The sequence below is a fragment of the Pseudomonas sp. SJZ074 genome (assembly GCF_007828215.1).
In the GTDB taxonomy this organism is placed as follows: domain Bacteria; phylum Pseudomonadota; class Gammaproteobacteria; order Pseudomonadales; family Pseudomonadaceae; genus Aquipseudomonas.
Window position 1 is genome coordinate 1 of sequence record NZ_VIUE01000030.1, and the last position, 18,582, is coordinate 18,582.

18 protein-coding genes and 1 pseudogene are annotated in these 18,582 nt (G+C 61.9%); 8 read left to right on the top strand and 11 right to left on the bottom strand.

The genetic code is table 11. From position 1 onward, the window contains the following. Nucleotides 1-125: 125 nt before the first annotated feature. The 8 genes from ppa to FBX99_RS24090 all read right to left on the bottom strand — a co-directional run bounded on the left by ppa (nt 126) and on the right by FBX99_RS24090 (nt 8,696). Nucleotides 126-653 (bottom strand): inorganic diphosphatase, encoded by a 528-nt coding sequence (gene ppa / locus FBX99_RS24050; RefSeq protein WP_144929838.1) that lies wholly within the window; start codon nt 651-653, stop codon nt 126-128. A 110-nt stretch (nt 654-763) separates the two neighbouring features. Further along, nucleotides 764-1,576 (bottom strand): zinc-dependent peptidase, encoded by an 813-nt coding sequence (locus FBX99_RS24055; protein WP_144929839.1) that lies wholly within the window; start codon nt 1,574-1,576, stop codon nt 764-766. A 6-nt stretch (nt 1,577-1,582) separates the two neighbouring features. Next, the gene (locus FBX99_RS24060) at nt 1,583-2,230 is read right to left on the bottom strand and encodes a DedA family protein (protein WP_144929840.1); all 648 of its coding nucleotides are present in this window, start codon (nt 2,228-2,230) and stop codon (nt 1,583-1,585) included. 324 nt (nt 2,231-2,554) lie between these two features. Next, complete coding sequence (locus FBX99_RS24065; RefSeq protein ID WP_144929841.1) at nt 2,555-3,016, bottom strand: N-acetyltransferase; 462 nt, start codon at nt 3,014-3,016, stop codon at nt 2,555-2,557. A 107-nt stretch (nt 3,017-3,123) separates the two neighbouring features. Beyond that, nucleotides 3,124-3,948: an ethanolamine ammonia-lyase subunit EutC gene (gene eutC / locus FBX99_RS24070; RefSeq protein ID WP_144929842.1), complete on the bottom strand. Its 825-nt coding sequence runs from the start codon at nt 3,946-3,948 to the stop codon at nt 3,124-3,126. Between the two features lie 11 nt (nt 3,949-3,959). Then, nucleotides 3,960-5,354: an ethanolamine ammonia-lyase subunit EutB gene (locus FBX99_RS24075; protein ID WP_144929843.1), complete on the bottom strand. Its 1,395-nt coding sequence runs from the start codon at nt 5,352-5,354 to the stop codon at nt 3,960-3,962. A 209-nt stretch (nt 5,355-5,563) separates the two neighbouring features. After that, the gene (gene eat, locus FBX99_RS24085; protein ID WP_144929844.1) at nt 5,564-6,934 is read right to left on the bottom strand and encodes an ethanolamine permease; all 1,371 of its coding nucleotides are present in this window, start codon (nt 6,932-6,934) and stop codon (nt 5,564-5,566) included. Nucleotides 6,935-7,175: 241 nt separating this feature from the next. Then, nucleotides 7,176-8,696 carry an aldehyde dehydrogenase family protein gene (locus FBX99_RS24090; protein WP_144929845.1) on the bottom strand — a complete coding sequence of 507 codons (1,521 nt, stop codon included), beginning with the start codon at nt 8,694-8,696 and terminating at the stop codon, nt 7,176-7,178. 395 nt (nt 8,697-9,091) lie between these two features. On the opposite strand from FBX99_RS24090, the gene FBX99_RS24095 reads away from it, so the two are divergent. The 5 genes and pseudogenes from FBX99_RS24095 to FBX99_RS24115 all read left to right on the top strand — a co-directional run bounded on the left by FBX99_RS24095 (nt 9,092) and on the right by FBX99_RS24115 (nt 13,483). Further along, on the top strand, nt 9,092-10,999 hold the full coding sequence (locus FBX99_RS24095) for a sigma-54-dependent Fis family transcriptional regulator (protein WP_145133142.1): 1,908 nt from the start codon (nt 9,092-9,094) through the stop codon (nt 10,997-10,999). A gap of 31 nt (nt 11,000-11,030) precedes the next feature. After that, nucleotides 11,031-11,126 (top strand): annotated as a pseudogene (locus FBX99_RS29395) (metal ABC transporter ATP-binding protein); the annotation flags it as partial. A 101-nt stretch (nt 11,127-11,227) separates the two neighbouring features. Next, nucleotides 11,228-12,577: a UDP-N-acetylmuramate:L-alanyl-gamma-D-glutamyl-meso-diaminopimelate ligase gene (mpl, locus tag FBX99_RS24105; RefSeq protein WP_145133144.1), complete on the top strand. Its 1,350-nt coding sequence runs from the start codon at nt 11,228-11,230 to the stop codon at nt 12,575-12,577. Then, entirely contained in the window at nt 12,574-13,206 is a 633-nt protein-coding gene (gene ubiX / locus FBX99_RS24110) for a flavin prenyltransferase UbiX (RefSeq protein ID WP_145133145.1), read from the top strand. Before mpl ends, ubiX begins: the two co-directional genes overlap by 4 nt. After that, on the top strand, nt 13,199-13,483 hold the full coding sequence (locus FBX99_RS24115) for a YceK/YidQ family lipoprotein (RefSeq protein WP_047702712.1): 285 nt from the start codon (nt 13,199-13,201) through the stop codon (nt 13,481-13,483). The genes ubiX and FBX99_RS24115 overlap by 8 nt, the downstream gene beginning before the upstream one ends. Nucleotides 13,484-13,656: 173 nt before the next feature. Here the strand turns inward: FBX99_RS24115 and FBX99_RS24120 are convergent, their stop codons facing one another. From FBX99_RS24120 to FBX99_RS24130, 3 genes are all read right to left on the bottom strand, one after another. Next, complete coding sequence (locus FBX99_RS24120; RefSeq protein WP_144929848.1) at nt 13,657-14,298, bottom strand: oxidoreductase; 642 nt, start codon at nt 14,296-14,298, stop codon at nt 13,657-13,659. Nucleotides 14,299-14,325: 27 nt separating this feature from the next. Further along, entirely contained in the window at nt 14,326-16,044 is a 1,719-nt protein-coding gene (locus tag FBX99_RS24125) for a C13 family peptidase (protein ID WP_144929849.1), read from the bottom strand. 103 nt (nt 16,045-16,147) lie between these two features. Next, nucleotides 16,148-16,603: a MaoC family dehydratase gene (locus tag FBX99_RS24130; protein ID WP_025215658.1), complete on the bottom strand. Its 456-nt coding sequence runs from the start codon at nt 16,601-16,603 to the stop codon at nt 16,148-16,150. Between the two features lie 188 nt (nt 16,604-16,791). Here FBX99_RS24130 and FBX99_RS24135 point away from each other — a divergent pair, with 188 nt between their 5' ends. From FBX99_RS24135 to FBX99_RS24145, 3 genes are read left to right on the top strand one after another with little or no spacing between them, the layout of a single operon-like run. Further along, nucleotides 16,792-17,160 (top strand): CidA/LrgA family protein, encoded by a 369-nt coding sequence (locus FBX99_RS24135; RefSeq protein WP_144929850.1) that lies wholly within the window; start codon nt 16,792-16,794, stop codon nt 17,158-17,160. Then, nucleotides 17,157-17,873 carry an LrgB family protein gene (locus FBX99_RS24140; protein ID WP_145133147.1) on the top strand — a complete coding sequence of 239 codons (717 nt, stop codon included), beginning with the start codon at nt 17,157-17,159 and terminating at the stop codon, nt 17,871-17,873. The genes FBX99_RS24135 and FBX99_RS24140 overlap by 4 nt, the downstream gene beginning before the upstream one ends. A gap of 9 nt (nt 17,874-17,882) precedes the next feature. Further along, nucleotides 17,883-18,473: an LON peptidase substrate-binding domain-containing protein gene (locus FBX99_RS24145; protein WP_144929852.1), complete on the top strand. Its 591-nt coding sequence runs from the start codon at nt 17,883-17,885 to the stop codon at nt 18,471-18,473. The last annotated feature ends 109 nt before the right edge of the window (nt 18,474-18,582 follow it).

Genomic DNA, 18,582 nt, shown 5'->3' on the forward strand with positions numbered 1-18,582 from the left:
TGAATGGGCATAAAAAATCCGATACCAGAGGACTGGTATCGGATTTTCTAGAAAGCCCGGCTTGGACTCAAATGCTTAAGTGAACAGCATTACGGTGAAAACCGGGGTTCTTCTTTGAATCAGTTTCAGCCCTTGTAGGCGGCAACCGACTTGGTGATCGCTTCGCGGGCGGCGTCAGCACCGGCCCAGCCTTCGATCTTGACCCACTTGCCTTTTTCGAGGTCTTTGTAGTTCTCGAAGAAGTGTTCGATCTGCTGGATCAGCAGGGGTGGCAGATCGGTGTATTCCTTCACGTTGACGTACAGTTGCGACAGTTTGTCGTGTGGCACTGCGATAACTTTGGCATCGCCGCCGCCGTCGTCGGTCATGTTCAGGATGCCGACTGGACGGGCACGGATGACCGAGCCAGGGGCCACTGGGTAAGGGGTCACGACCAGCACGTCGAGGGGGTCGCCGTCGTCGGCCATGGTGTTAGGGATGTAACCGTAGTTGGCCGGGTAGAACATGGGGGTGGCCATGAAGCGGTCAACGAACAGGCAATCGCTGTCCTTGTCGATTTCGTATTTGATCGGGGCGTGGTTGGCCGGAATTTCGATCGCAACGTAGATGTCGTTCGGCAGGTCTTTGCCAGCCGGAATCTTGCTGTAACTCATTGGGCGGTGTCCCCGTTAGTTGACCAAAAGGCTGGTCGGATTGACCAAAAGTGGCGGCGATTATAGGCATATTCAGCCATCGATGCCACGTTACCAGGGTCTTAGAGACCTTAGTATGACGCCTGATAGACCGGATCTTCGACCTGAAGTTGCCGCAGCCGCGCCAGAGGATCCTGGCGGTAGAACGCCTTGAGCTGTTCGTAGACCCGCGGGTACGCCTGGTGCAGCAGGTCAGGGGCGCTGAAGAAGTATTCGCTGGTGACGGCGAAGAACTCCGCCGGGTTTTCCGCGGCGTAGGGATCGATGAGGGTGTCGGCGTCCGGGTTCTGGTCCAGTTGGCGGTTGAGGTCGTCGAAGGCCTGCTGCATGGCTTCGGCCCAGTCGCTGACGCGCATGTCGGCGTGCAGCGGTGGCAGGCCGTTGGCGTCGCCGTTGAGCATGTCGAGCTTGTGCGCCAGTTCGTGGATCACCAGGTTGTAACCGTCCCAGCCACCGCTGGCGAGCACGCCGTCCCAGGCCAGGATGATCGGGCCCTGGGGCCAGGCTTCGCCACTGTGTTCACCGTCCCATTCGTGTTCGATGCCGCTGGCGTCGCGGTAGCGCTGTGGGCTGAGGAAGTCGTCGGGATAGAGGACGATTTCGTGGAAGCCCTGGTACCAGTTCAGCTCGCCCAGGTGCATCAGTGGCAATTGGGCCTGGGCGGCGAGCAGCAGGCGTTGTTCCTGGTGCAGTTCGACGCCGGGCAGGGCGGTCAGGTGCTTGTCCTGCAGGAACAGGACGCAGGCTTCACGCAGCCACTGGTCCTCGGCGGCGCTGATGCCGTCGAGAAAGCTCAGGTGGTGACGCACGCGCTGCCAGATGTCATCGGCCACGGGATGCTTGGCGAGGGTGCGTTGGCGGCGCCAGTTGCTCAGGGACCACATGGGCGATCAGGCCTTCGAAGCACGCTGGCCCAGTTTGCTGCGGACCAGGCTGATGATCATCGGCAGCAGCGATACCAGGATGATGCCCACCACCAGCAGCGACAGGTTCTGCTTGATGAAGGGCACGTTGCCGAAGAAGTAGCCGAGGGTGACCAGGCCGCCGACCCACAGGACCGTGCCGAGGACGCTGAAGCCGAAGAAGCGCAGGTAATTCATTTTGCCCACACCGGCGACAAAGGGCGCGAAGGTGCGGATGATCGGCAGGAAGCGCGCCAGGGTCACGGTCTTGCCGCCGTGCTTGTCGTAGAAGTCGTGGGTTTGTTGCAGGTAGTCGCGGCGGAAGATTTTCGAGTTGGGGTTGCTGAACAGTTTTTCGCCGGCAGTGCGACCAATAAGGTAGTTGGTGCTGTCACCGAGGATCGCTGCCAGCATCAGCAGGCCGGCCAACAGGAGTGGGTCCATGGCGCCGCCCGCGGCCACGGCACCGGCGATGAACAACAGCGAATCCCCTGGCAGGAACGGCGTTACCACCAAGCCGGTTTCACAGAAGATCACCAGGAACAGGATGGCGTAGACCCAGGTGCCGTAGTGGGTCACCAGCATGTCGAGGTATACATCGAGATGCAGAATGAGGTCGAGGGGATTGAAATCCATGTAATGCACCTTGGTGGTGGCCCGGCTCGGCAGGCGGGTGGCTCGGGCTTTGAGTTGGGCTGCGGGGTTTGTAGCTTTTTCTTACAAGCCGGGAAGATCGGGATTATACGGCGTGGATTGTGAAGGGGGCGTTGAGTTTGTAGCGGGGGATTTCTGGATGCATATCAGGCGTGAAGAGTTTTTCTGTGGCGAGGGGATTCATCCCCGCTGGGCCGCAAAGACTGAATGTAAGGTGTGTCAGGCGGACTGAGTTGGATGGGTTGGGGCTGCTTCGCAGCCCAGCGGGGATGAATCCCCTCGCCACAAGGGGGTGGTGTGTTGTTTTCAGAGCTCTTCGCTGATCGGCAGGGTGTAGTTCTTGAACTCGGTGTCTTCCCTGAAGCCAATCGACTCGTAGGTTTTCTGCGCCACTTCATTGTTGCTGCTGGTGGAGACGCGCATGCGCACGGCGTTGGTTTCCTTGGCCATTTTTTTCGCGGTGCGGATCAGGTGGTCGGCCACCAGTTGCCGGCGGGCGTCTTCGGCGACGTAGATGTCGTTGAGGATCCACACGCGCTTGAGCGACAGCGACGAGAAGCTCGGGTAGAGCTGGCAGAAGCCCAGCAGCTTGTTGTCGTCGTCATCGGGCAGGGCCAGGTAGATCACCGATTCCTTGCGGCGCAGGCGCTTTTCGAGAAAGGCCCGGGACGAGTCCGGGTATGGCAGCGAGCCATAGAATTCCCGGTATTTGACGAACAATGGGGTCAGCAGGTCCAGGTGTTCCAGGGTCGCTTGAATAATCCGCATGGCAGGTCCCGTTTACAAAGGTCGACACAAAGTCTGACAACAACGGCGCTCTGCCGTGCTTTTGATGCTGCCTGAAATCGGATCAAGAACGCAATTGGATCTACGGATCAGCTTTGGGGCGGCATCAGTAGGAAATTACCTTTCATATCGGCACCGTTTTCCGACTCTAGAGTGTGTACCTGGGCCTCGTCCTTCAGGTTGACCCCCGAAAGCTGTCGGCGACAGGCCTCGCGCATCAGGTAGACCAGGCGATGGGCCGCCATGCCGTAGCTCAGGCCTTCGAGCCGGACATTGGAGATGCAGTTGCGATAGGCGTCGGTCAGGCCGACCTTGGGGTTGTAGGTGAAATACAGGCCCAGGCTGTCGGGCGAGCTGAGGCCGGGACGTTCGCCGATCAGGATCACCGACATTTTTGCCCCAAGGCGTTCAGCCACTTCATCGGCCACCGCAACCCGGCCTTGTTCTACCAGGATGACCGGCGAAACCGACCAGCCATCGGCGGCGATCTGTTCTTCCAGGCGCGCCAGGAACGGCAAGGTATGGCGGTGCACCGCCAACGCCGACAGGCCGTCGGCCACCACGATGGCAAGGTCGACGCCGCCGGGATGGGCCGCTGCGTAATCGTCCAGCGTCTGCGCAGAGGGCTCATCCAGGCGTCGGCCCAGGTCCGGGCGCTGCAGATAGCTGTTGCGGTCGCTGGCGGCGCTATGGAGCAACAGACTCTCGCGGCCGCGCTCGGCCAGTTGCGCGCGAATGCCCTGGTGGTCGAACGCCAGGTGCACCGCATCCCGTGCCTGGGCGTGGGCGTATTGGAAGTCCAGTTGTGCTTGTGTCGGCAGGCTGGTGCCGGTGCGACCCAGGGCGATGCGCGCCGGGGTCAGGCGGCGCAGTTCCAGCCACGGGTTTTGCGAATCGACAGATTTTTTGTCCATGGGCAGGTCACTCATCCCAAGTGCGCCAGGGCGTGACGAAACGCCGGAGGCAGGTTGTCGCCGAACTGAACCCGGCCGTCGGCCTGGGTGAAGATGCCCATGTTCGCCAGCCACTGCTCGAACTCCGGCGCCGGCTTCAGGCCCAGGGTCTGGCGGGCGTAAAGGGCGTCGTGGAACGAGGTGGTCTGGTAATTAAGCATGATGTCGTCGGAGCCGGGGATGCCCATGATGAAGTTGATCCCGGCTACGCCCAGCAGGGTCAGCAGGGTGTCCATGTCGTCCTGGTCGGCTTCGGCGTGGTTGGTGTAGCAGATGTCGCAACCCATCGGCACGCCCAGCAGCTTGCCGCAGAAGTGGTCTTCGAGGCCGGCGCGGATGATCTGTTTGCCGTTGTAGAGATATTCCGGGCCGATGAAACCTACAACGGTGTTGACCAGGAACGGGTTGAAATGTCGTGCCACGGCGTAGGCCCGGGTCTCGCAGGTCTGTTGATCCACGCCGTGGTGGGCGTTGGCTGACAGGGCGCTGCCCTGACCGGTTTCGAAATACATCAGGTTTTTGCCGAGGGTGCCCCGATTGAGGCTGAGCCCGGCGTCGTAGCCTTCTTTCAACACGTTGAGGTTGATGCCGAAACTGGCATTGGCCGCTTCGGTGCCGGCGATGGACTGGAACACCAGGTCCAGGGGCACGCCACGGTTGGCCGCTTCGATTGAGGTGGTGACGTGGGTCAGCACGCAACCCTGGGTCGGGATGTCGTAGCGCTGGATGATGGCGTCGAGCATTTCCAGCATGGCGCAGATCGAGGCCGTGCTGTCGGTGGCCGGGTTGATGCCGATCATGGCGTCGCCGTTGCCGTAGAGCAGGCCGTCAAGGATGCTCGCGGCGATCCCGGCTGGTTCGTCAGTGGGATGGTTGGGTTGCAGGCGCGTGGACAGACGCCCGCGCAGGCCGAGCGTGCCGCGGAATTTCGTCACTACGCGGATTTTCTGCGCCACCAGCACCAGGTCTTGCACACGCATGATTTTCGACACGGCCGCAACCATTTCCGGGGTCAGGCCAGGGGCCAGTGCCCGCAGGCTGTGTTCATCGGCGGCGTCGCTGAGCAGCCAGTCGCGAAAGCCACCGACTGTGAGGTGGCTGACCACCGCGAAGGCTTGCTTGTCGTGGGTGTCGACGATCAGCCGGGTGACTTCGTCGGCTTCGTAGGGAATCAGCATTTCTTGCAGGAAATGGCTGAGGGGCAAGTCAGCCAGGGCCATTTGCGCGGCCACGCGCTCGCCGTCGTTGAGCGCTGCGACACCGGCCAGGAAATCCCCGGAACGCGCCGGGCTGGCTTTGGCCATCAGTTCTTTGAGGCAGTCGAAGCGATAGGTCTGGGCGCCGACGGAATGGACGAATGCGGCCATGGGGCGGTGTCCTCCTGGTTCTTATAATGAATTCAAATACAACACTGGAACCTGTACTAAAACCTGCACTGGAACCCTGTGGGAGCGGGCTTGCTCGCGAATGCGGTGTGTCATTCAACAGATGCATTAACTGACACACTGCATTCGCGAGCAAGCCCGCTCCCACAGGGGGACTGGGTTCCCACACAGAGAACTCAGTCCCCCTCACTTCAAATCCCAGTAAGCATAGCGTCCGCCGGGGCAGCGGAGCGTTGTTTGGCGGTCAGTTGGAAGTACAGGTAGCCAACGATCATGAACGCCAGGAACACCAGCCCGATCAGGGTATTGAACCAGGCCATCGCCACCAGGCACACCACGGCCAGGAACAGCGCGATGCCCGGTACGATGGGGTAGCCCGGAGCACGGAAGGTACGCTCCAGGTTCGGCTCGACCTTACGCAGCCGGAACAGGCTGAGCATGCTGATGATGTACATCACGATGGCGCCGAACACCGACATGGTGATCATCGCCGCCGTCAGGCTCATGCCTTGCAGGTTCACCAGGCCATCGCTGTAGATCGCCGCGATGCCGATGACGCCGCCGGCCAGGATCGCCCGGTGCGGGGTCTGGAAGCGCGACAGTTTCGCCAGGCCCCGTGGCAGGTAACCGGCCCGGGCCAGGGCGAAGAACTGCCGCGAGTAGCCGAGGATGATCCCGTGGAAGCTCGCCACCAGGCCGAACAGGCCGATCCACACCAGCATGTGCATCCAGGTCGAATTGTTGCCGACCACTGCTTTCATTGCCTGGGGCAGCGGGTCGTTGATGTTCGACAGTTGGCGCCAGTCGCCCACGCCGCCGGCCATGATCATCACGCCGATGGCCAGGAACACCAGGGTCAGGATGCCGCTGACGTAGGCGCGGGGAATCGTGCGTTTCGGATCCTTGGCTTCTTCGGCGGCCATGGCCGCACCCTCGATGGCGAGGAAGAACCAGATCGCGAAGGGAATCGCCGCGAAAATGCCCGGAATTGAGGCGAGGCTGAACTCATTTGCACCAGACCAGCCGTTGAGCACGAAGTTGCTGAAACTGAAGCCCGGCGCGACCACGCCCATGAACACCAGCAGTTCGGCCACCGCCAGCACGGTGACCACCAGCTCGAACGCCGCGGCGATGCTGACGCCGAGGATGTTCAGGGTCATGAACACAATGTAGGCGCCAACCGCCGCCACTTTCGGGTCCAGGTCCGGGAACTGCACGTTGAGGTAGGCGCCAATGGCCATGGCGATGGCCGGGGGCGCAAAAACGAACTCGATCAAGGTGGCGATCCCGGCGATCAACCCGCCTTTCTCGCCAAAGGCCCGTCGGCTATAGGCGAACGGCCCGCCGGCGTGGGGAATCGCGGTGGTCAGCTCGGTGAAGCTGAAGATGAAACAGGTGTACATCAATGCCACCATCAGCGCGGTGACGAGAAAGCCCAGCGTCCCTGCCGTGCCCCAGCCGTAACTCCAGCCGAAATACTCGCCGGAAATCACCAGGCCGACGGCAATGCCCCACAGATGCAGGGTACCGAGTGTGGGTTTGAGTTGGTTGGTAGTCGTCATAAGTCCTCTCTTGGTTTTTGATCTTTGGTGGACTTTCGGTGGTTGGGGTGTGGAGCGGGCACGCAAAGGTTATGCCAGGGCTGTGGGGCATTGGTTAGGGTGTGTTAGTGAGGAAGCCTTCGCGAGCAAGCCCGCTCCCACAGGGGACTGTGAGCCGACGCAAATCCCCTGTGGGAGCGGGCTTGCTCGCGAAAGCTATCTAGGGAGCGACGCAGGACCTACCTGAATCGCCCCAGGGGGTTTAGAAGAACCCCAGCGGATTAATGTCGTAGCTCACCAGCAGGTTCTTGGTCTGCTGATAATGATCGAGCATCATCTTGTGGGTTTCACGACCCACGCCGGACTTCTTGTAGCCACCGAACGCGGCATGCGCCGGGTACAGGTGGTAGCAGTTGGTCCAGACGCGACCGGCCTTGATCGCCCGGCCCATGCGGTAGGCGCGGTTGATGTCGCGGGTCCACAGGCCGGCGCCGAGGCCGAACTCGGTGTCGTTGGCGATCGCCAGGGCTTCGGCTTCATCCTTGAAGGTGGTAATGCTCACCACCGGGCCGAAGATTTCTTCCTGGAACACGCGCATCTTGTTGGTGCCCTTGAGCAGGGTCGGCTGGATGTAATACCCGCTGGCGAGGTTGCCTTCGAGTTTTTCCACCTGGCCGCCGGTCAGCAGTTGAGCACCTTCGCCCTTGGCGATTTCCAGGTACGAGAGGATCTTGTCGAACTGTTGCTCGGACGCCTGGGCGCCGACCATGGTGTCGGTGTCCAGCGGGTCGCCGCGTTTGATCTGCTCGATCTTCTTCATCACCACCTGCATGAATTCGTCGTAGATCGATTCCTGCACCAGGGCGCGGGACGGGCAGGTGCAGACTTCGCCCTGGTTGAAGAACGCCAGCACCAGGCCTTCGGCGGCTTTTTCGATGAAGCTTGGTTCGGCCTGCATGATGTCTTCGAAGAAGATGTTCGGCGACTTGCCGCCCAGTTCCACGGTGGACGGGATGATGTTTTCGGCGGCGCATTTCATGATGTGCGAGCCGACCGGAGTCGAGCCGGTGAAGGCGATCTTGGCAATGCGCTTGCTGGTCGCCAGGGCTTCGCCGGCTTCCTTGCCGAAGCCTTGCACCACGTTCAGCACGCCGGGCGGCAGCAGGTCACCGATCAGTTCCATGAGTACGCAGATGCCTAGTGGGGTTTGCTCGGCAGGCTTGAGCACCACGCAGTTGCCGGCGGCCAGGGCCGGGGCGAGTTTCCAGGCGGCCATCAGCAGTGGGAAGTTCCACGGGATGATCTGCCCGACCACCCCCAGCGGTTCGTGGATGTGATAGGCCACGGTGTTGCCGTCGATCTCGGCGGCCGCGCCTTCCTGGGCCCGCAGGCAACCGGCGAAGTAGCGGAAGTGGTCGGCGGCCAGGGGAATATCGGCGTTGAGGGTTTCACGCACGGCCTTGCCGTTGTCCCAGGATTCGGTGATCGCCAGGGTTTCGAGGTTCTGTTCGATGCGGTCGGCGATTTTCAGCAGGATCAGCGAACGGGCCTGGGCCGAGGTGGCGCCCCAGGCATCGGCAGCAGCGTGGGCCGCGTCCAGGGCTTTTTCGATGTCTTCGGCCGTGGAGCGCGGGAATTCGGCAATGGGCTGGCCATTGACCGGGGAAGTATTGGTGAAGTACTGACCTTTGACAGGCGCGACGAACTCGCCGCCGATGTAGTTACCGTATTTGCTCTTGAACGAGACGATAGCGCCTTCAGTACCGGGGTGAGCGTAACGCATGGTGAATTCTCCTTGGCTTTTGTGCTTATACGGGAGGCCGCGCAAATTGAGCGCCGGTATCTAAGCCTAGAGCAAAGGTTGGGCCATTGCCGTGCAGGGCCCGAAAATCAAGACTTTAGGAGGAGTTGGTCGGACAAGCGGATGGGGTGTGTGGCGCTTTCGATACAGCGGATGTGACAGTTTGTGCCAGATGCGAGACAGTCTGTGACTGACAGGTCGCGCCAGCATTGCAAAGGCGGTTGGGCTGGAGGATGCTGGGCTTCACCCAGTTGCCCTGCAAGCACAATTGTGGTGAGGGATTGTCTGTGGCGAAGGGATAAATCCCCTCGCCACAAGTTAAGTGTCAAGCACGGGTCCGGTGTTCGACAGTTGCTTCAGCAGGAGAATAATAAGAAATGCACAGCAACCATTTGAGTCGCCATGCCCAGCAGGTCCTGACGGTCACCCAGGGCAAGGCCCATCTGCAGGGGCCTGGCAGCGATCCGTCGATTGCCCGTTCCTGGTTGCGCTGCCTCGAGGATTACCACCTCGACCCGGCCCAGAACCTGGCGCCGACGGTGCTCGAGCATGGTCGGGTGCTGGAAAGCCGCGAGCGCCTGCAACAGGTGCTGCACATCGCTGGTAATGAAATGACCAGCCTGCACCAGCAACTGTCCGGTGCCGGCCACGCGGTGTTGCTGACCGACGCCCGGGGCGTGATTCTCAACTGCGTCACCGCTCCCAGCGAACGGAAGATTTTCGAACGAGCCGGTCTCTGGCTCGGGGCCGACTGGAGCGAGGCCTGCGAAGGCACTAATGGCATTGGCACCTGCCTGGTGGAGCGCCAGGCGCTGACCATTCACCAGGAAGAACATTTTCGCGGTCGCCACACCGGCCTGACCTGCTCGGCCAGCCCGGTCTTCGACCCCCATGGCGAACTGCTGGCGGTGCTCGACGTCTCCTCGGCCCGACCGGACGTGTCGCGCCAGAGCCAGTTCCACACCATGGCGTTGGTGAATCTCTCGGCGAAGATGATCGAGAGCTGCTATTTCCTGCGCTGCTTCGACAATCAATGGCTGCTGCGCTTTCATCTGCAGGCCGAGTCCGTAGGGTTGTTCAGCGAAGGGCTGCTGGCGTTCGACGGCGAAGGGCGTATCTGTGCCGTCAACCAGAGTGCGCTCAACCTGCTGGGGCACATTCGCGGCGGCTTGCTGGGGCAACCGGTAGAAGCGTTTTTCGATTGTTCGCTGGACGAATTGCTGGGCCGGGCCAGCGTCCACGCCAGCGCCAGTTGGCCGCTGCGCACCCGTGACGGTCGGCATTTGTTCGCGGTACTGCGTGGTCAGCCTCGCAGTGTCCCGGTTCCACTCGCGCCGCCACCCAAGGTGACTGAGCCGCCGCGACTGTCGGGTATCTGCCTGGGGGATGCGCGATTGCAGGAGCATTTCCGCAAGGCGCTACGGGTGTTCGAGCGCGATGTACCACTGCTGGTCAACGGTGAAACCGGTTGTGGCAAGGAAGCCTTCGCCAAGGCCGTGCACCAGGCCAGTCAGCGCGCCGGGAAAAATTTCGTCGCCCTCAATTGCGCGGCCATCCCCGAAAGCCTGATCGAGAGCGAGCTGTTCGGCTATCGCGGCGGCAGTTTTACTGGGTCGCGCAAGGAAGGCATGCGCGGCAAGCTGCAGCAGGCTGACGGTGGCACCTTGTTCCTGGATGAAATCGGTGACATGCCCCTGGCCTTGCAGACCCGCTTGCTGCGGGTGCTGGAGGATCGCCAGGTGGTGCCCATCGGTGGTGAACCCGAGGCGGTTAATGTGCGCATCATCAGCGCCACCCACCGGCAATTGCTTGAGCGAGTGCAGGACGGCAGTTTCCGCGAAGACTTGTACTACCGGCTCAACGGCCTGGAAATCCCTTTGCCGGCGTTGCGCGAGCGCAGCGACAAGGCGCAGTTGCTGGATTTTCTGCTGGCCGAAGAAAGCGTCACCGAGGCGGTGTTCATCGACGAGCCGGCGCGCCGGGCGCTCCTGGCGTTCGACTGGCCGGGCAACGTGCGGCAGATGCGCAACGTGCTGCGCACTCTCGCCGCATTGTGCGACGGTGGCAGGATCGGGCTGGAGGACCTGCCAGCGATGATTCGCCAGGCACGACCGGCGTTGGAGGGCACACCCACATCCGAACATCCGCTGGAAGATGCGGAGCGGCTGGCCTTGCTCAATGCACTGGAACAGACCCGCTGGCACATGACCAACACGGCCGAGCAGTTGGGTATCAGCCGCAATACCCTCTACCGGAAACTGCGCAAACACGCGATCGCTCGCTGAGCCCGGATCCCACGGCCACTGAAAATCCCCTGTGGGAGCGGGCTTGCTCGCGAAAGCGGTGTGTCAGTTGACGCATCTGGTGGATGACACACCGCATTCGCGAGCAAGCCCGCTCCCACAGAGTTCGGTGGTGCTCACTGGCCTGTGAGCATCAGGTAGCTCCAAATACAAAAGATGCGATTTCTCCCTCCCTACGCTAACCTGCGGCCATGTTTTACGAGGTCGACTATGCACATCCATATTCTCGGTATTTGCGGCACTTTCATGGGGTCGATGGCGGTCCTGGCCAAGGAGCTTGGCCATCACGTGACCGGTTCCGACGCCAACGTCTACCCGCCGATGAGCACCCAACTGGAAGCTCAGGGCATCGAACTGACGCAGGGCTATGACCCCGCGCAGTTGGACCCGGCACCGGACCTGGTAGTCATCGGCAACGCCATGTCCCGTGGCAACCCGGCGGTGGAGTACGTGCTCAACAAAGGCCTGCCGTATGTGTCCGGGCCGCAGTGGTTGGCCGATCACGTGTTGCAGGGCCGTTGGGTCCTGGCCGTGGCGGGGACACACGGCAAGACCACCACCAGCAGCATGCTCGCCTGGGTGCTGGAGCACGCGGGCATGAGCCCGGGTTTCCTGATCGGTGGTGTGCCGCAGAATTTCTCGGTGTCGGCGCGCCTGGGCGCTACGCCGTTCTTCGTGATTGAAGCCGATGAATACGACAGCGCGTTTTTCGACAAGCGTTCGAAATTCGTCCACTACCGCCCGCGCACGGCGATCCTCAATAACCTGGAATTCGATCACGCAGACATCTTCCCTGATCTGGCGGCCATCGAGCGGCAATTCCACCATCTGGTCCGCACCATCCCGAGCGAAGGCCTGGTGATTCATCCAACCACTGAGCTAGCCTTGCAGCGGGTCATCGAGATGGGCTGCTGGACTCCGGTGCAGACCACCGGCGTGGGCGGGCAGTGGCAGGTGAAGTTGCTGAAGGACGACGGTTCGCAGTTCGAAGTGATGTTCGAGGGCCAGTCCCAAGGCGTCGTGGAGTGGGAACTGACCGGCCAGCACAACGTCGCCAACGCTCTGGCCACTTTGGCAGCGGCGCGTCATGTAGGCGTGGTACCGTCGATGGGTATCGCCGCGCTGAGCGCGTTCAAGAGCGTCAAGCGCCGCATGGAAAAGGTCGCCGAAGTACGCGGTATCACCATCTATGACGATTTCGCCCACCATCCGACCGCCATTGCCACGACCCTCGATGGTTTGCGCAAGCGTATTGGCGATGCGCCGTTGATCGCGATCATCGAGCCGCGCTCCAACTCGATGAAGCTCGGCGCCCACCGCGATGGCCTGCCGGAGAGCGTGGTCGATGCCGACCAGGTGATCTGGTACGCGCCGGCCAACCTCGGTTGGGACCTGGGAGCCACGGCCGCGTTGTGCACGGTGCCGTCGATTGTCAGCGATTCCCTGGAGGGCATCATCGAACGCGTGAAGAGCCAGGCCCAGCCCGGCACTCACGTGGTGATCATGAGTAACGGCGGCTTCGGCGGCCTGCATGGCAAACTGGCTGAGGCGCTGAAATGAGCAATGGCCCGGAACGCATCACGCTGGCGATGACCGGTGCGTCCGGCGCCCAGTACGGCTTGCGCCTGCTCGATTGCCTGGTGCGTGAGGACCGCGAGGTGCATTTCCTCATTTCCAAGGCCGCGCAGTTGGTGATGGCGACGGAAACCGACGTGACCCTACCGGCCAAGACCCAGATGATGCAGGCCTTCCTCACCGAATACACCGGCGCGGCAGCGGGGCAGATCCGGGTGTATGGCAAGGAAGACTGGATGTCGCCGGTGGCATCGGGCTCCGGCTCGCCGACGGCCATGGTGGTGGTGCCGTGTTCCACCGGGACGCTGTCGGCGATTGCCACCGGGGCCTGCAACAACCTGATCGAACGGGCCGCGGACGTGACGCTCAAGGAGCGTCGCCAGTTGATCCTCGTGCCGCGGGAGGCGCCATATTCGAGCATTCATCTGGAGCACATGCTCAAGCTGTCGAATATGGGCGTGACCATCCTGCCGGCCTCGCCGGGCTTCTATCATCAGCCGCAGACCATCGACGACCTGATTGATTTCGTCGTCGCGCGGATCCTCAACCTGCTGAATATCCCCCAGGACATGTTGCCGCGCTGGGGCGAACACCACTTGAGCAGTGATGAATAAGCTGCTGATCGTGCTGCTGGCGCTGCAACTGACCGGTTGTGCCACCGCCCGCACCCTCGACGCCGCCAAGCCCGGTGCGCCGGTGGTGTATGCGGGCACTCGCCTGGACCTTTACGCCCTCAACGGTGGCTGCTGCGCGAAGGACCGCTTTGGCGCCGAAGCCCCGAGCTACCCCGGTGTTGACCTGCCGGGCAGTGCATTGCTCGATACCTTGTTGCTGCCGTTGTCGTTGTTTACGGCGATGGGGGTGGGGTTCCGGGCGACGGGTGGGTTGTAACACCACAGAGCCCAATGGCGATGAGGTATCTGTGGCGAGGGGATTTATCCCCGCTGGACTGCGAAGCAGCGCCCTTCGGTCTGTCTGATACACCGCAGGTTCAGGTTTTGGGGGGCGCTTTGCACCCTAGCAGGGATAAATCCCCTCGCCACAAAAGCCCAGCAGCCCTCAGGTCATTTACCCAACTTACGCAGCTCATCCGACTCCACCACCCGCACCCCATCCTGTTCTTCCAAGGCCAGGCGCCACATGGCGCGGGCCAGTTGGCAGGCTTCGATACCGTGATACTTGCCGGGAATCAGCTTTGACAAGGGCCCGGCCAGTTGCTCGGCCAGCCGAGGCTCGACGCGGTCGCCCAACAGCAGGGAAGGGCGGCAGATCGTCAGTTGCGGCCAGTCCTGGGCCTTGAGCGCTGCTTCCATCTCGCCTTTGACCCGGTTGTAGAAGATCGACGACTTTGCATCCGCACCCAGGGCACTGATAACGATCAGGTGCCGTGCCCCCAGTTCCCGGGCGCGCTTGGCAAACGCCACCACCAGGTCCAGGTCCACTGCACGAAAGGCCTGTTCGGAACCGGCTTTCTTGATGGTCGTACCGAGGCAGCAAAAGGCTATGTCGATTTGGCCGGCAAGTTGCGGCAGGACCTGGGCCGGCTCCCCGACCGGATTTTCCAGATGTGGATGTTCGGCCAGTGGCCGGCGGGAAGGTGCCAGGACCCGGCTGATGGTCGGCTCGTTGAGCAGCCGGTCCAGCAGGTGTTCCCCGGTCAATCCGGTAGCGCCGGCGAGCAAAACATGCTGAGGCGTCAAGTACATAGTGTTTCCCCCTTGATACGGTTCAGCTTAGTTGCTCTTTTTGACATCGTCGTTCAGTGCAGCACTTTGCAATGCTTTTCGCGCCTGCAATTTACGCAGCAGTTGCCAGTGGGAAAGGACCGTTCTCGGGGCCCAGATCTGTGGCTCGGAGGCCTCGAAATTATCCGCCTGCTCCCGTTCGGCCACGGTGGCCTTGGCGAGCTTGAAGGCCTGCTCAAGGTCGTCGGTCTGATTCAGCGCCTGAGCGAACAAGGCATCGCCGAAATAGGTGAAGTTGGCTTCCTCGGAGCAACCGAAGGACACCCGGTCGGCCCGTGAAGCAGTCATGACCAGGGTGCGTTCATCCTTGATCGCCGGGATGAAACCGCCGGAGTAGCAGGCCGAGATCACCACGATCTTGTCGCGGTTCTTCAGCGGTGCCAGCACCACCGCCAGTTCGTCGGCGGGCAGGTCGGCCAGTTCCATGCGTGGCTGGTCGAGCACCAGCTCATGTTCGCTGGTGCCATGGCTGGTCAGGTAGATGAAGATCAGGTCTTCCGGGCCGCTGCGTTCGGCCAGGGTGTTGGCGGCGCGGCGCAGGCTTTCGCGGGTCGCCATGGGTCGGTCGCCCAGGTGATCGCGATGATTGACCAGGCGGATCTGGCCGAACGCGCCGAAACGGCTTGCGAGCATGTTGGCGACATAGTCGGATTCGCGCAGGAACACGCTCTGCTTGCCGTCGCCGCCCAGGGTCAGGCTGTACAGTTCCACCGCCGGTGTCGACGCCGGAATCTGCGCCAGGGCGTCATCCAGCAGACGGCCCTGGGACAGCAGGCCGAGCTCGAGTACGTCCGGGAGCAGCTTGCCATCCGCATCGCGCACCCGCTGGCCGTTGGCCCAGGTGCCGCTTTGCACCGTGCCATCGGTCAGCACCAGGGTGCCGCGCCCGTGGTAACTGTCGTTTTCGAACTCGCCGATGTAAAAACTGCCATCGGGCAGGTTCAGGCGGCCCTGGCCGGTAAAGCGCCATTCATTGAAGCGGCCGAGGTAATGGCTGCCATCGGCGCCGATCAGCTCGCCCTTGCCAGTGAGCGCGCCGTCCTTGAACTGGCCGATCCAGACATCGCCGTCGGCATTTTCATAGCGGCCGCGACCGTTGAGCTGGTTGTTCTTGAAGCTGCCGACATAGACATCGCCGTCGGCGCTGTTGAACGTGCCTTTGCCCTGCAACTGGCCATCGACGAAATGCCCGGTGAACTGATTGCCCGCGGCATCGAAGCGCTGGCCGTCTCCATTGGGCTTGCCATTGACGAACGGGCCCTGGTATTGGCTGCCATCGGCAAGCTCCAGGCGGCCGAGGCCTGAATAGCGGTCGGCCTTGAACTCGCCACGGTAGGTCACGCCGTTTTCCTTGAGCGTGCCTTCGCCGTCCCGGCGTCCCTGCTTGAAGCCGCCGGTATAGCTGCTGGTGGGCGTGTCGAGACGGCCCTGGCCGTGGAACAGGCCCTGCTGGAACTGGCCGCGATAGACCTCGCCATTGCTGCCGTGCCATTCCCCGACGCCATGCCATTGGCCTTTGTCGAATTGCCCGGAATACCAGCTGCCGTTGGGGTAGTCGACGCGTCCCTGGCCCTGCAACAGCCCATTTACCAGATCGCCGCGGTAGCGTCCGCCATCGGGCAGGCGTGCGTCAGGCGGCAACAGTGATTCGCCATCGCCGCAGGCGGCCAGCAACAGGGTCAAAGCCAGGGGAAAAAGTAAGCGCATAACGGGATCCAGGTAATCAGGCGACGAGTATGCCGCAGCTATGCGCGATAGAACCAGAGAAGCGCTGCGAAACTGCCTGGGCGGTTTCGCATGCGTGAAGGGGTTACACGAAGCAGAGCGACAGGGGCTCGGCGATGTAGGCCGGCTTGTCCGAGCCTTCGATCTCCAGCGTGGCGGTGGCCTTGAGCAGCCATTGGCCGGGTTTTTTCTCGGTGGCGTCCACCAGGTCGACCTTGAGCCGGACCTTGGAATCGACCTTCACCGGCTGGATGAAGCGCACGCTGTCCAGTCCGTAGTTGACGACCATTTTCACGCCTTCAGGCAGGATCAGGATGTCTTCCATCAACTTGGGCATCAGCGACAGCGACAGGAACCCGTGGGCGATGGTGCTGCCGAATGGCGTCTGGGCGGCCTTGACCGGATCGACGTGGATGAACTGAAAGTCGCCTGTGGCTTCGGCGAACAGGTTGATGCGGTCCTGGTCGATAGTCAGCCAGTCGGAACGTCCGAGTTCCTTGCCGACATAATCTTTGAGTGCTGCAACGGGAACATAGGGCATTGAGACTCTCCTTGGTTCAACGGTTCTATCTTTGGTATGGAGCAGGTGGCCCCCGGGGAACCACTGTAGATCAACATGACGCACAGGGAAGGTCACTGACCATGCTTTTTACGAATGCCGGTCCATAGCCTGGGCGTGCTTATAATGCGGGCGCTTTCATTGGGTAGAGGTTGCAGGGGAGAGGACGGATGTTGCTACGGGGCCTGACCTGGCTGGTGCTGTTTCAATTGCTGGGCACCGCCATCAATCATTTGTTCTTGCCGGTGCTGCCGGGGCCGATCATCGGCCTGCTGCTGTTGCTGGGCTATTTGATCGTCCGTGGCGAAGTCGCCGAGCCATTGAGCCTGGCCGCCGGCAGCCTGCTGCGTTACCTGCCGTTGCTGCTGGTGCCGCCGGCGGTGGGAGTGATGGTCTACGCGCGGGCCATCGCCGCCGATTTCTGGGCCATCGTCGGCGCGCTGGTGTTGTCGCTGGTCCTGTCCATGGCGTTCACCGGGGTGTTGATGCAGCGCCTCGGCCGGCGTCACATCGCTGCCGTGGAGGAGGACACGCCATGATCCTCGACTGGCAGGGCGCCTGGGCCTCGGTGATCCATCATCCGCTGTTCGGCATCGGCATTACCCTGGGGGCCTATCAACTGGTGCTGGCGGCTTTCGAGAAGACCCGCTGGGTATTCCTGCAACCGGTGTTGATGTCGATGGTGCTGCTGATCGGTGTGCTGGTCAGCTGCGGCATCACCTACGCCGAATACCGCAAGAGCACTGAAATCCTCAGCATCCTGCTGGGGCCGGCCACGGTCGCGCTGGCGGTGCCGCTGTACCTGAACCTACGGCGGATCCGGCAATTGTTCTGGCCGATCTTTACTACGCTGGTGATAGGTGGGGTGTTTGCCACCGGTTCTGCGGTGTTGCTGGGCTGGGCGTTCGGCGCCGAGCACATGATCCTGATGACCATGGCGCCCAAGTCGGTGACCTCGCCGATTGCCATGCTGGTGGCCGAGCAGATCGGCGGCGTAGCGGCCATGGCGGCGGTTTTCGTCTTGATCACCGGGGTGCTCGGGGCGATCCTGGGCCCGAGTATCCTGAGCCGGCTGGGCGTCCGCAGTCCTGAAGCCCGGGGCATGGCCCTGGGCCTGACGGCTCACGCGGTGGGGACATCGGTGGCGTTGCAGGAAAGCGAGGAGTCCGGCGCTTTTGCGGCGCTGGCGATGAGTCTGATGGGCGTGGCCACGGCGGTGCTGCTGCCGCTGGTGGTGTCGATGACGGTCTAGGAAATAGTTATGAATTTGCCGCTTTTTCCGTTGAACACTGTGCTTTTTCCCGGCTGCATTCTCGATTTGCAGATATTCGAGGCGCGCTACCTCGACATGATCGGGCGCTGCATGAAAAAGGGCGAAGGGTTCGGGGTGGTGTGCATCCTGGACGGGCAGGAAGTCGGTATCGCGCCGCAAGGCTATGCACGGGTCGGCTGTGAGGCGCTGATCACCGACTTTTCCCAGCAGGACAATGGGCTGCTGGGAATTCGTGTGCTGGGCGGGCGCCGCTTTATCGTGCACGGCAGCAGTATCCAGCCCGACCAGCTCACCGTGGCCGAGGTCGAGTGGCTGGAGGATGAGCCGGAACAACCGCTGCAGGACGAGGATGCCGACCTGGTGGCGTTGCTCCAGGCCCTGGCCGAGCACCCGATGGTCGAGGCCCTGAACATGGGCACCGAGGCGACCGGTCAACAATCATTGGCCAATCAATTGGCTTACCTGCTGCCGTTCAATGAACTGGACAAGATCGATCTGCTGCAACTGGATGATCCGCAGCAGCGCCTGGACGCGATCCAGGCATTGCTCGATGAGTTGCAAGGCGAATTGTTCGCCTGACCCAGCCGGGCTTCTGTGGGAGCGGGCTTGCTCGCGAATGCGGTGGGTCATCCAGCATATGTGTCGAATGACACACCGCATTCGCGAGCAAGCCCGCTCCCACAAGAGG